The organism is Marinobacterium zhoushanense, assembly GCF_014641945.1.
GTDB classification, from domain to species: domain Bacteria; phylum Pseudomonadota; class Gammaproteobacteria; order Pseudomonadales; family Balneatricaceae; genus Marinobacterium_D; species Marinobacterium_D zhoushanense.
In genome coordinates this window covers 380,965-394,129 of the sequence record NZ_BMIJ01000005.1, presented here as the reverse complement: position 1 = coordinate 394,129, position 13,165 = coordinate 380,965, and the positions used below count along the sequence as shown (strand labels likewise).

Genomic DNA, 13,165 nt, shown 5'->3' with positions numbered 1-13,165 from the left:
ATACTGCACCGGACTACAGATAACCCCGGGTAGATGCTATGATGCGCCACCTTAATTGTCCTATTATCGAGACAGCGACCCTGCACTGATGCTCACATCGTTATCTATTCTGTTACTGGTTATCGCCATACCTTTGCTGGGCTTCCTTTATGTCCAGCGCACCATTGCACGCCCCTCAGCGTCACAGCAGAGTCTGCAACCCACGCCGATCGACTCCGAGGAGCTGCCGTTGGGCGAGAAACGCGTTATCCCGGAGGATGACCACCGCATTCCCCGTCAGAGGCTCGACGACAACGCCATGAAAGTGGTCTATCGACTGCAGGATGAGGGTTATGACGCCTACCTGGTCGGCGGCTGTATCCGCGATCTGCTGATGGGCCTGCAACCGAAAGACTTCGATGTCGCGACCTCCGCCCATCCGGAAGAAGCGGAAGAACTGTTCCGCCGCTCGCGCCTGATCGGACGCCGTTTCAAGCTGCTGCACGTACGATTCGGCCGGGAACTGATCGAAGTAGCCACTTTTCGCGCCGGCCATGACAGTGATGACAACGACGGCGAACATGGCCGCCAGGCCGAGTCGGGCATGATTCTGCGTGACAATGTGTATGGCACCATCGAAGAGGACGCCCTGCGCCGAGACTTTACCATCAACGCGCTCTACTACTGCGTCCGCGACCACAGCATCCATGATTTCGCCAACGGCTATGCCGATCTGAAAAAACGCCAGATCCGCATGATCGGCGATCCCGAAGCGCGCTACCGGGAAGATCCGGTGCGCATGCTTCGCGCGGCGCGCTTTGCCGCCAAGCTCGGTTTCGAGATCGAACCGGGCACTGCACAACCGATTCATAAACTGGGTCAGATGCTGACCCGCATCGCCCCGGCGCGTCTGTTCGACGAAGCACTGAAACTGCTGCAGAGCGGCCATGGCGAAGCATCCCTGCGTCAGCTCAAACGCTTCGATCTGTTCCGCACCCTGTTTCCACAGACCGACGCCATGCTCGATTCGGAGGAGTACCCGGTCGAGGCACTGGTCTACCAAGCGCTGGCCAACACAGACCGTCGCCTGGCCCAGGGCAAGAGCGTCACCCCCGCCTTCCTGTTTGCCGCACTGCTCTGGTATCCGATGCAGCGTCGCCTGCAGGAGCTGCTGGACCAACGCGACCTGCCACCGCTGCAGTGCCTGCACCAGGCCGCCAATGAGGTGCTGGCGGAGCAGGTACGCTCCACCGCGATCCCGCGCCGCTTCTCTGCACCTGTCCGAGAGATCTGGGAACTGCAACAGCGCCTGCCGCGTCGCGGCCGTGCCGACCAGCTGCTGACCCACCCGCGCTTCCGCGCCGCCTACGACCTGCTGTTGCTGCGCGAGAGCAGCGGCGAAGCACTTGATGGCCTGAGCCAGTGGTGGACCGATTTCCAGAACGCCGACGAGCAGCAGCGCAACACCATGCAGCGAGGAGCCGGCCGTGGCAGTGAGGGCTCACCCGCCCCGAAAAAGCGTCGCCGCCGTCGCAGGAGCAGCAACCAGAGCGCCGATAATGACTGAAACCGTACGTTGCTTTATCGGCCTGGGCAGCAACCTGGACGATCCGCAACAGCAGGTCTTAAGCGCCTTTGACGAGCTCGCCAAACTTGACGGCTGTCGCCTCGGCACGCGCTCATCACTGTACCGCTCGGACCCGGTCGGCCCTCAGGATCAGCCCGATTTCATCAACGCCGTTGCCGAGCTGTACACCAGCCTGGAAGCGGAAGCTCTGCTCGATCAACTGCAGGCGATCGAGCAGCATCACCGGCGGGTACGCGAACGCCACTGGGGGCCCCGCACCCTCGACCTCGACCTGCTGCTGTACGGTAATGATCTGATCGACACCGCACGTCTACACGTCCCCCACCCCTATATGCGGGAGCGCGGTTTCGTGCTCTGGCCTCTGGCCGAGATAGCCCCCGAGCTGACACTGCCCGGCGGCGGCGCGCTGGATAGCCTATTAGCCCTTTGCCCCATGGGCACTCTTGAACGGTTACCGCTATAATCCGCCCTGTCTGACGCCAACCCGGAAGCTTGCATGAGTAATATCACCCTGCACACCCTGACCGAACGTAAGGCCGCCGGCGAAAAGTTCGCTGTGCTGACCGCCTACGATGCCACCTTTGCGCACCTTGTCAGTAGCGCAGGCGTCGAGATGATCCTGGTCGGGGATTCACTCGGCATGGTACTGCAGGGTCACGACAGCACGTTGCCGGTAACCCTGGAGGATATGGCCTACCATACCGCCTGCGTTGCCCGCGGTAATCGGGGCGCCATGATCATGGCCGACCTGCCGTTCATGAGCTACGCCACTGCGGAGCAGGCGATGAGTTCATCGGCGGCGCTGATGCAAGCGGGTGCCCATATCATCAAACTTGAGGGTGGCCGCTGGTTGTGCGATAGCATCAACCTGCTATGCGAACGCGGCGTCCCGGTCTGCGCCCACCTGGGACTGACACCTCAGGCAGTAAATAAGCTGGGCGGCTACCGGGTTCAGGGTCGCAGCCGCGAGTCGGCGCTGAAGATGATCGAGGATGCGCGCATGCTCGAAGAAGCCGGCGCCAGCATGCTGCTACTCGAGTGTGTACCCTCGGTACTGGCTCAGGAGATCACCCTGAATGCGGGCATTCCGGTCATCGGCATCGGTGCCGGCGTCCATACCGATGCCCAGGTGCTGGTACTACAGGATATGCTGGGTATTACCCCCGGACGTCGACCGAGGTTCGTCAAGGACTTCATGGCGGAAAGCGACAGCATCGAGGCGGCGATCCGTCTCTATGCCGAACAGGTCAGAAACTCCAGTTTCCCGAGTAAAGAGCATGGATTCGAATAACAAGCTGCAGACTCTTACCACCATCGCCGAGCTTCGCTCACGCCTCAACGCCGAGCGCGCCAGCGGCAAGCGTATCGCGCTGGTGCCGACCATGGGCAATCTGCATCAGGGCCACCTGCGCCTGGTCGAGACCGCGGTTGCCAATGCCGACTTCGTGGTCGCATCGATCTTCGTCAACCCGCTGCAGTTTGGCCCGAACGAAGATCTTGAGCGCTATCCACGCACCCTGGCAGAGGATCAGGCACAGCTGGAGGCGTTCGGGTGTAACCTGCTGTTTGCACCCACCGAAGCTGAAGTTTATCCACAGGGCCGCGCGGGCCAGACCTTCGTCGAGGTACCGGGCATTTCGGACCTATACTGTGGCGCCAGCCGACCCGGGCACTTTCGTGGCGTGACCACCATCGTCAATAAACTGTTCAATCTGATTCAGCCCGATGTCGCTGTGTTTGGCTGCAAGGATTATCAGCAACTGCATGTCATCCGCCGCATGGTCGATGACCTGTCGATGCCGGTGGAACTGATCGGCGTCAGCACCGAACGTGCGGCCAACGGCTTGGCGCTGAGCTCGCGTAACGGTTACCTGACTGAAGATGAGCTGGCGATTGCACCTGCGCTCTACGCCGCTCTCTGTGACCTGCGCGCCGCCCTGAAGGGAGGTGACACCAACCATGAGCGACTGATCGAGCATGCTCAGCAGCATCTGGAGCGCAATGGATTCATGCGCGACTACATCCATATCCTGCGCCGCTCCGACATGCTTGCCGCCACCGCCGCCGACAGGGAGCTGGTGATCATCGCCGCTGCCTATCTCGGCGCCGCCCGCTTGATCGACAATATTGAAGTCGATCTATGACAGTTCAGGCGCGCAGTTTCGGCGCGCCTGAATATATCTCACAAATATACCTCTATAGTCTCACCCTTGGTCGCTTGACAGCCCGACAAGCCTTACAGCAGACTCAAAAAGTCTGACAGCCGCCTATTTATCGAGGTCGGACTGTTCCTGGCTCGCTATCCGCTACTCATGCAATCACACGGTCATCAGATCGCTTTAGCATGGACCGCAGGATTCACAACAAGATAATGTTGAGTTAAGAGAGGCACACCTATGCGCGACGTCGTTATCGTGGCTGCCGGCCGTACGGCCGTTGGCACCTTCAACGGATCACTGGCTTCACTCAAGGCATCCGATCTGGGCGCCACGGTCATCAAGGCCCTGCTGGAAAAATCGGGCATCGCCCCCTCCGCTGTCGATGAAGTAATTCTCGGCCAGGTCCTCACCGCTGGGTGCGGCCAGAACCCGGCGCGCCAAGCCAGTATTAACGGCGGCCTGGCGCAGGAAACACCGGCAATGACCATCAACAAGGTCTGCGGATCAGGTCTCAAGGCGTTGCAGCTCGCCACTCAGGCTATCCGCTGCGGCGATGCCGAGATCATCATCGCCGGCGGTCAGGAGAGCATGTCCCAGTCGCCCCACGTGCTACCCAACTCCCGCAATGGCGCTCGCATGGGTGACTGGAAGATGGTCGACACCATGGTCAACGATGGCCTGTGGGACGCTTTCAACAACTACCATATGGGCATCACCACCGAGAACATCGTCGAGAAGTACGGTTTCAGCCGCGAAGAGCAGGACGCTTTCGCCGCCGCGTCTCAGAACAAGGCCGAAGCTGCCGTAACCTCCGGCCGCTTCAAGGATGAGATCATTCCGGTCAGCATCCCCCAACGCAAGGGTGATCCGATTGTCTTCGATACCGACGAACAGCCACGTTTCGGCTGCACCGCCGAAGCCCTTGCCAAACTGCGTCCGGCGTTCAAGAAGGACGGCACCGTTACTGCGGGCAACAGCTCCACCATCAACGATGGCGCGGCTGCGGTAATCCTCTGTTCGGCCGAGAAGGCTGCGGAACTTGGACTGCCGGTACTGGCACGGATCAAGGCCTACGCCTCCGCCGGCGTCGATCCGGCGATCATGGGTACCGGCCCGATTTGCGCCACCACCACCGCGCTGAAGAAAGCCGGCTGGTCGATCAGCGATCTGGATCTGGTCGAAGCCAACGAGGCGTTCGCCGCTCAGGCGATGTCGGTAAACAAGGATCTGGGTTGGAACACCGAGATGGTCAACGTCAACGGTGGTGCGATCGCCCTGGGCCATCCGATCGGCGCCTCCGGCTGCCGCATCCTGGTCTCCCTGGTGCACGAGATGATCAAGCGCGACGCCAAGAAAGGCCTGGCCACCCTGTGTATCGGTGGTGGTATGGGTACCGCGCTGGCGATCGAGCGCGACTAATCCGGTATCACCCCACCCCGTAGTGACTCTCTCCAACACGGGCGGCCCAAGTGCCGCCCGTTTTCGTTGCTTTCACCGCCGCTCAGCTAAGCTTGAAATATCAGGACAGCATCCGGGCCCGTCACCAGGCCCGAGGAGTGGTGATGAAACTATACCGTCCAGCTTTGCTATCGGGCCTGCTACTGGTAATCGCCGGTTCGACCTGGCTGCTACTGCCGAGCGAAGGCTCCATTCAGCAACGCTATGGCCACATGCCCAAAGTTCTCGATGCGCCGCCGCGACCTGCCGTGCAATACCCACCCTACCAAGGCCCCCATCCGGCGGACTGGATCCGGCCAGAGGATCCCTACCGCTACCCGATAGAGCCGGGCACGGTGGGGCCCGACCAACCACTGTACAGTGGCCCCTTGCGTTACCCCTTCGCCTGCGATGGCGAACACTCCGGCTTGGGCCAGCCGCTGGTCGACAATCACAACGGCTACGGAATTCCGGTATACAAACCAGCCGCAGAGCAAGATCAGGATCAGCGCCCTATCGGCTACAGCAAGGATTGTCTCTACCCGACCCGTATTGACTACCTGTACAACCGTACTGGCACGAACCGCTTCTACCCTCTCAGCCAGGCACAGGACGATATCGCCCAGCTGAACCTGAACGGTCAGAGTCTCGATTTCATCGTTCGCGTGGAGAGTGGCACCATCAATCGCTTCATCTACACCATCACCACGTTAAAAGGCCCAGAAGACACCCCGCTATCGCCGGATATGCGCTACTGGAACGGCGATCTTGTCTACCAGTTCAAGGGCGGCGTCGGCATAGGCTTTCGTCAGGGACGGATGCGGATGGACGATATGGCCGAGCGGCGTATCGACCAGCTGCGCCAGGGCTACGCGATCGCCAGTTCCACCGGCAATCACACCTCCAACCACTACAACATCTGGCTGGCAGAGGAGACCGCCCTTAGGGTTAAGCGTCAATTCATCGCCCGCTACGGCAAGCCCCGCTATACCCTCGGCATAGGCGGCTCCGGTGGCGCCATTCAACAGTACCTGATCGGACAGAACGGCAGTCATCTGCTCGATGCGGGAGTGGCGCTGTACGCCTATCCCGATATGTTGACGCAAACGATCTATGTCTTCGATTGTGAGCTGTTGGAGTACTATTTCGACCGCTTGGCGCGCGACCACTGGAGCTGGCCCCAACGGCAGCGAATCGAGGGCCTCAACGCGCTGAACAACGTCGAGGATGAGCGCAGCTGGGTCTATGAGTTGGCGATGCTGATACACGGTGGCCTGCCCCGTTTTCCGTTGGGCACCAGCGAGTGCGTCCGCGGCTGGCGTGGCCTGACCGCCCTGGTCAACAACCCCCGCTTTATCCACTTTTCCCCGCGTTTTTCAAAACGTCTGCAGAAGCGTATCGACTGGACCTATTGGGAGGATCTGCGCCACATCTTCGGTAGCGGCGCCGACGACTACGCCTTGCAGACCTGGGACAACGTTGGTGTCCAGTACGGCCTGCGGGCATTGCGGGCGGGCGAGATAAGCCCGGCAACCTTCCTCCACTTGAATGCCAACATCGGCGGCTGGAAACCGCCGGGCGAGATGCGTGACGAACGTTACTGGCGCATCAATGGCAGCAGCCTGTTCGACTTCAGCCCCTGGAGCCACCACAATATGCAGCTGTCACCCGATGGTGGCCGGACACCGGCGCAACGTAGCGAGGCCAGCCCCGAGGCGATCGAAGCCGCCTTCCGCTCCGGCCTGGTGTTCAGCGGCAGACTCGATATCCCGATCATCGACCTGCGCCACTATCTGGAACCGGAGTTGGACATGCACCATCTGAGTTCCGCATTCAGCAGCCGCCTGCGACTGCGGGGCGCCGGGCAAGAGCAGCAACAGCTGATCTGGGTCACCGAAAAGCCGCATGCGCCGATCGATGAGGCGCTGCGCCTGCTTACCCAGTGGCTGCAGCAGGGACAGCGCCCGCAACAGGCTGACGACAGATGCTATCGCCGCGACGGCAGTCTGATCGCATCGGGCTCCGGGGCATGGGACGGAGACTGGAATGGCAAGCCTCCAGGGCCATGCATGCGGGCTTACCCGATCTACGGCACCTCACGCAGCCAGGCCGGCGAGGAGCTGAGGGGCGATCTGTTCAAGTGTAAATTGATCGACGTGGATAACGCGCTGGCACGCGGTGACTATGCGCCTGTCGATATGTCTGCGTACCGGGATCGGCTGAAGCAGATCTTTCCACAAGGGGTATGCGATTATTCTCAACCGGGTATTGGCCAAACTGGTATTGGCCATCGCGGTATCGGCAAGCCCGACTGAGCCTCAGGCGGTGGCGATGGCGCCCTTGCCAATACCTTCAAACGCCCGTACCTCGATAGCGTCCTGTGGATAGGCCTGCTTGATCCGCTGCGCCAGATGCTGGGCGATGCGCTCCACCGTCGACTCGGTGTCGATATCGTAGCAGCACCGGGCCGGCAGGCTCAGTTCGAAATGGCCCTGGGGCGCATCGTAGACGTAGCGGTGAGTATCGCCCTGTTGCTGAAGATGGTCGTGGCTGCCGATGTAGATATCGCGCAGGGTCTCCGCCCACTGCGCTTCCAGTTCGCTATCGCGCTGACCGTTGCGCAACAGCTGGATAGGGGAGCGGTGGCCATGAGCGATGCGCTGGCAGTTGCCGGCATGCTGCTGCAGTCCATGGCTGTAGTGGTAGAAGGCACCGTCGATCCGCTCCGCAACGAACTCCAGCTGCACCCCGCTGACCTGCTCGGGAAAGAGTGACAGCAACTGCTCTCGACACCAACCGGCCAGCCCCTGCTCGTCGATGCGATCCAGTTCAACCAGTGCGATCGCCTGATCCGGCGCACTGCAGCTGAGCAGGTCACCCTCGGGGTAACGCCAGCTCAAGTGGGTAATGCCCCCACTACACTGGTAGTAGAGAGTATCCAGCCCGGTGGCAACCACCAGACAGTGGTCCACTGTACTGTCCAGCCACTGCTTGACCCGCTTTTTGACCGTGCCGAAATCACAGATCATCCCCTGCTGATCCAGCGAGCCGTCCAGAATCAGATTGACCGCCCAGGACTCGCCCAGCAACCCGCGCTGCGGATCGATAAAGGAGAAATCGACATGGGTCAGGTTTTCAACAAACAGCTTCACAATGGCCTCGTCCGGGATGAAAGGGGCAACATTTTACCCTATCAATATGGTCAAGATCTAAGAAATCAGCACGCTCTTCGCTATACTAGCCGCTTTTCAAGAATCGATGACCGCTATGCGACTGGATAAATATCTCGCCAAGGCGACCGGCTTCTCCCGCAAGGAGGTCAAACGCCTGCTGCACGCCGACGAGGTGCGCGTCAACGGCGACCCCGAGCGTAACCCGGCCCGTCATATACAGGATGGCGACAGCGTCGAACTCGACGGTCTGGAGATGGATAAGCCAGAACCGCGCTACCTGATGCTGTACAAGCCCGAGGGCGTGGTCTGCGCCAACGACGACCCTACCCACCCTACAGTCCTGTCGCTGTTGGAACTGCCGCGGGCAGAGGAGATGCATATCGCCGGCCGCCTGGATATCGACACCACCGGTCTGGTGCTGATCACCGACGATGGCAAATGGGCGCATAAGGTCACCTCGCCTCGACACAAGACCGGCAAGGTCTACTTGGTAACCACGGCGGACCCGATTCCGGCGGATGCGATGGACAGGTTCGCCAAAGGGATCAAGCTTAACAGCGAGCCCTTTCCAACCAAGCCCGCGGAGCTGACGCTGCTGAGCGATACCGAGGCGCGCGTGGTACTGCACGAGGGGCGCTACCATCAGGTCAAGCGGATGTTTGCTGCCCTCGGCAACCGTGTGACCAGCCTACATCGGGAAAGCATCGGCGATATCGTCCTCGACGAGGAACTGTTTCCCGGCGAGTACCGTGCCCTGACTGACGACGAGATCAACAGTATCTGACCATGATCGATCCCGTACTCAACCTGCTGCTTCAGGATCTGCGCCAGAGTAGCGAACACGCACTCTGGCTGGTCGACGAGAATATCCCTGCCGATCTGTGCCCGGCACGATCCGGGCTGCCGGTGGTCGGCAACCGCTTCGACCTGATTCAGGCACTCAGGGCACGAGGCTGGCAAGCCCAGTTCAGTGACTTTGACCTCAGCACCCGCGCGGACGGCTCTCTGCAGCGGATCATCTACCGCGTCTCCAAGGAGAAGCCGGTGGTGCATTATCTGATCAACCAGGCCGCCCGCCTGCTGCAGCAGGACGGCGAGCTGATTCTGCTCGGCGACAAGAGCGAAGGGATCAAGACCTATAGCCGCAAGGCGCAGCAACGACTCGGCGGCAGCCGTGAGGAGCGCAAACAGGGCTCAGCCTGGCGTGCCGTGCTGACCAGGGGCAATCATGCGGGCGAAGCCCTGGACGACCAGGAGTATTGCCGGTTGCGACCGCTTGAGTTGGATACGGGCGCGCCCTACCTGACCAAGCCTGGCCTGTATGGCTGGAACAAGGTCGATCGCGGTAGCGCCTTTCTGCTCGAGCAGTTACCGGCGATGCTTGGCCAGCCGTTGCCGCTGTGCGGGCGCGTGCTCGATCTGGGCTGCGGCTTCGGTTACCTGGCACTGAACGCCTGCGATGCCAGCACTAAGCTGACCTGCACCGACAATAACGCCGCGGCGCTCTATGCCTGCCGTGAAAATCTGGCTCATCGCGGCCTGCGGGGTGAGACCATCGCCAGCGACGCCGGCCGTGAGCTTGCGCCCGGCTTCGATACCATTCTGTGCAATCCGCCATTCCACGCCGGCTTCGGCATCGAAGGGGATCTGACCGACCGCTTCCTGGAGCAGACCCGCCGCCTGTTGGCGCCCGGCGGCAGCGCTTGTTTCGTGGTCAACCTGCATATCCCGCTGGAGCGCAAGGCACAGGGCCGGTTTGCGCGGATACGCTGCCATGCCGATAATGGTCACTTTAAACTCATACACTTAAGCCAAGCACGTTAGCGTTCATTAACCGGGAGAGTTATGGCCTTCGATTATCTGCGTCAGACGCTGTTCTTCTTTCGTCAGCATCTTCTGGCGCTGGCAGCGATACAGCTGCCGTTCCTGATCCTGCTCGCCTTCGCCAACTACCTGTTGCTGGGTGATCTGAGCGACACCAGCGATCCGGACCTGCAGATCAACACCGGGCTGGCATCGCTGATCCGACTGCTGCTGCTGCCGCTTTACCTTGGCGGCACCATCATCTACCTGCAATCGGTCGTCGACGATCGAACCGTTCACCCGCTGACGGCGGTACTGAGCAGCTTTGGCTGCTGGGGCCGCCTGCTGCTGACCTACGTACTCAACGCATTGGCGGTATCGCTGGGCCTGATGTTGCTGATCATCCCCGGGGTGTACTTTGGCGTACGTTTCGCCGTCGCCGACTACGCCTGCGTGCTCGAGCGTCGCAGCCCTATCGATGCGATGCGCAACAGCTGGGAGATTACGCCCGAGTATTTCTGGGTGCTGTTCCAAGGCCTGGCGCTACTGATGGGTGGACTGTTCCTGGCCAACATCAGCCTGACCCGCGCCCTCGGCGATCAGACGTTCCTGGTCGCGCTGAGCTCGGTCCTGTTCGATTTCCTCAGCGTACTGGTTACCATCTACGGCTTCCGCATCTACTGCGTAATCCGCGAAGAGCAGCGCACCTAGGCTGCTCTGGCCGGCGGTTTTACCAAGCCGTTTAGCCGAGCAGCAGACACAAAAAAGCCCTCATGCGAGGGCTTTTTCATGAGCGGTCAGTCTCAGTTGGAGACTGACTCGTCCTCTTCCATGTCTTTCATCGACAGCTTGATGCGGCCGCGCACGTCCACATCCAGTACCTTGACCTTGACCACGTCATCCATATTGACGAAATCGGTGACCTTGTTGACACGTTCCTTGGCGATCTGGGAGATATGTACCAGACCATCCTTGCCAGGCAGGATGTTGACGAAGGCGCCGAAGTCTTCGATACGCACCACCTTGCCTTCGTAGATCTTGCCCACCTCGGCTTCGGCGGTGATCGCCATGACGCGATCCAGTGCTGCCTTGCCCTTGGCCTTGTCGTCGGCGTAGATGCGCACGGTACCGTCGTCTTCGATGTCGATCATGGCACCGGTCTCTTCGGTCAGCGCACGGATGGTAGCGCCGCCCTTGCCGATCAGGTCACGGATCTTCTCCGGGTTGATCTTGATCAGCTGCATCGCCGGTGCATTGTCCGGCAGCTCGGGACGCGAGTAACCGATCACCAGCGCCATCTCTTTGAGGATGTGCTTACGTGCTTCGCAGGCCTGCTCCAGCGCGATCTCCATGATCTCTTCGGTGATACCGGTGATCTTGATATCCATCTGCAGGGCAGTCACGCCCGCTTCGGTACCGGCTACCTTGAAGTCCATATCGCCGAGGTGATCCTCATCACCGAGGATGTCGGTCAGTACCGCGAAACGGTCATTCTCTTTCACCAGACCCATGGCGATACCGGCTACCGGCGCCTTAAGCGGCACACCGGCGTCCATCATCGACAGGGAGGCACCACAGACAGAAGCCATGGAGCTGGAGCCGTTGGACTCGGTGATCTCGGACACGATACGGATGGTGTACGGGAACTCTTCCTGGGTCGGCAGCACCGCAGCGACACCGCGACGGGCCAGACGACCGTGGCCGATCTCGCGACGACCGGCGCCGCCCATACGACCCGCTTCACCTACGGAGTAGGGAGGGAAGTTGTAGTGCAGCATGAACGGATCTTTGCGTTCGCCTTCCAGCGCATCGATGATCTGCTGATCGCGGCTGGTACCGAGGGTACAGGTCGCGATCGACTGGGTTTCACCACGGGTGAACAGCGCAGAACCGTGCACCCCTTTGAGCAGGTCGATTTCGACGCTGATCGGACGCACGGTCTTGGTGTCGCGGCCGTCGATACGTGGCTCGCCATCGATGATGCGGTTGCGCACGATCTCTTTCTCCAGCGAACTGAAGATACCGGCAACCTCTTTAGCGCTCGGCTGCCCCTCTTCACTGCCGGACAGGCTTTCAACCGCCTGGCTGCGCAGTTCGGACAGGGTGTTCTGACGCTGCATCTTGTCGGCGATCTGGTAAGCAGAGGCGATACCGGCACCGACCAGCTCACGGACCTGAGCGATCAGCGCTTCATTTTTCGCTGCCGGCTGCCAATCCCACTTCGGCTTGCCCGCTTCGGCGACCAGCTCATTGATGGCGTTGACCACCACCTGCATCTCCTGATGCGCGAACAGCACGGCACCGAGCATCTCGTCTTCGGTCAGCTCTTTGGCTTCGGATTCAACCATCAGTACCGCATCGCCGGTACCTGCCACAACCATATCCAGCTCGGAAGTGGCCAGCTCTTCGTAGGTCGGGTTCAGGATGTAACCATCAGCTTCGGTAAAGCCGACACGGGCACCGCCGATCGGGCCCATGAACGGCAGACCGGAGATAGCCAGCGCCGCCGAGGTACCGATCATCGCCGCGATATCCGGATCGTTGACCTTGTCCGCGGACATAACGGTACAGATAACCTGGACTTCGTTCATGAAGCCTTTCGGGAACAGCGGACGGATCGGACGGTCGATCAGACGCGAGGTCAGCGTCTCCTTCTCGGACGGACGCGCTTCACGCTTGAAGAAGCCACCCGGAATACGGCCGACGGCGTAGTACTTCTCCTGATAGTGCACGGACAGCGGGAAGAAATCCTGTCCCTCTTTGGTTTCCTTGGCGCCGACGACGGTACAGAGCACCTGCACTCCGCCCATGGTGACCATGACGGCACCGGTGGCCTGACGGGCGACCTTGCCGGTTTCGAGGGTTACGCTGTGTTTGCCGTACTGGAATGTTTTAGTAATAGCTTGCACGGTTTACTCCTTGGAGTTGTATGAATGGGTAACTCGCGAGTGCTCAACCATGCCTTCTGTAAAGCCTGTACTCAGTTGCATAACCCCTGGCCATAAGCACGGGATACACAAGTGAGT

Annotated in this window: 11 protein-coding genes; 9 read left to right on the top strand and 2 right to left on the bottom strand. The window is 60.5% G+C overall.

Annotation, left to right across the window (positions count from 1 at the left end; translation table 11 throughout):
- Positions 1 to 88: 88 nt before the first annotated feature.
- The 6 genes from pcnB (at position 89) to IEX40_RS14080 (ending at position 7,478) form a co-directional block, all read left to right on the top strand.
- Complete coding sequence (gene pcnB / locus IEX40_RS14105) at positions 89 to 1,546, top strand: polynucleotide adenylyltransferase PcnB (protein ID WP_188749337.1); 1,458 nt, start codon at positions 89 to 91, stop codon at positions 1,544 to 1,546.
- The gene (gene folK, locus IEX40_RS14100; RefSeq protein WP_188749336.1) at positions 1,539 to 2,030 is read left to right on the top strand and encodes a 2-amino-4-hydroxy-6-hydroxymethyldihydropteridine diphosphokinase; all 492 of its coding nucleotides are present in this window, start codon (positions 1,539 to 1,541) and stop codon (positions 2,028 to 2,030) included. Before pcnB ends, folK begins: the two co-directional genes overlap by 8 nt.
- Positions 2,031 to 2,063: 33 nt before the next feature.
- The gene (gene panB / locus IEX40_RS14095) at positions 2,064 to 2,858 is read left to right on the top strand and encodes a 3-methyl-2-oxobutanoate hydroxymethyltransferase (RefSeq protein ID WP_188749335.1); all 795 of its coding nucleotides are present in this window, start codon (positions 2,064 to 2,066) and stop codon (positions 2,856 to 2,858) included.
- Positions 2,859 to 2,862: 4 nt separating this feature from the next.
- Positions 2,863 to 3,711 carry a pantoate--beta-alanine ligase gene (panC, locus tag IEX40_RS14090; protein ID WP_188749429.1) on the top strand — a complete coding sequence of 283 codons (849 nt, stop codon included), beginning with the start codon at positions 2,863 to 2,865 and terminating at the stop codon, positions 3,709 to 3,711.
- 252 nt (positions 3,712 to 3,963) lie between these two features.
- Positions 3,964 to 5,145, top strand: coding sequence for an acetyl-CoA C-acetyltransferase (locus IEX40_RS14085; RefSeq protein WP_188749333.1), 1,182 nt, complete (start codon positions 3,964 to 3,966; stop codon positions 5,143 to 5,145).
- A gap of 143 nt (positions 5,146 to 5,288) precedes the next feature.
- Entirely contained in the window at positions 5,289 to 7,478 is a 2,190-nt protein-coding gene (locus IEX40_RS14080; protein ID WP_188749331.1) for a DUF6351 family protein, read from the top strand.
- A 3-nt stretch (positions 7,479 to 7,481) separates the two neighbouring features.
- On the opposite strand, the gene IEX40_RS14075 is transcribed toward IEX40_RS14080, so the two are convergent.
- The gene (locus tag IEX40_RS14075; RefSeq protein ID WP_188749329.1) at positions 7,482 to 8,315 is read right to left on the bottom strand and encodes a 6-carboxytetrahydropterin synthase; all 834 of its coding nucleotides are present in this window, start codon (positions 8,313 to 8,315) and stop codon (positions 7,482 to 7,484) included.
- A 115-nt stretch (positions 8,316 to 8,430) separates the two neighbouring features.
- Between IEX40_RS14075 and rsuA the strand changes: the two genes are divergently transcribed.
- From rsuA to IEX40_RS14060, 3 genes are read left to right on the top strand one after another with little or no spacing between them, the layout of a single operon-like run.
- The gene (gene rsuA, locus IEX40_RS14070; RefSeq protein ID WP_188749327.1) at positions 8,431 to 9,120 is read left to right on the top strand and encodes a 16S rRNA pseudouridine(516) synthase RsuA; all 690 of its coding nucleotides are present in this window, start codon (positions 8,431 to 8,433) and stop codon (positions 9,118 to 9,120) included.
- Between the two features lie 2 nt (positions 9,121 to 9,122).
- Positions 9,123 to 10,160, top strand: coding sequence for a class I SAM-dependent methyltransferase (locus tag IEX40_RS14065; protein WP_188749325.1), 1,038 nt, complete (start codon positions 9,123 to 9,125; stop codon positions 10,158 to 10,160).
- A 21-nt stretch (positions 10,161 to 10,181) separates the two neighbouring features.
- Positions 10,182 to 10,850, top strand: a complete 669-nt coding sequence (locus IEX40_RS14060) for a YciC family protein (RefSeq protein ID WP_188749323.1) — start codon at positions 10,182 to 10,184, stop codon at positions 10,848 to 10,850.
- Between the two features lie 92 nt (positions 10,851 to 10,942).
- Here IEX40_RS14060 and pnp read toward each other — a convergent pair whose 3' ends face one another.
- Entirely contained in the window at positions 10,943 to 13,048 is a 2,106-nt protein-coding gene (gene pnp / locus IEX40_RS14055) for a polyribonucleotide nucleotidyltransferase (protein ID WP_188749321.1), read from the bottom strand.
- Between the last annotated feature and the right edge of the window lie 117 nt (positions 13,049 to 13,165).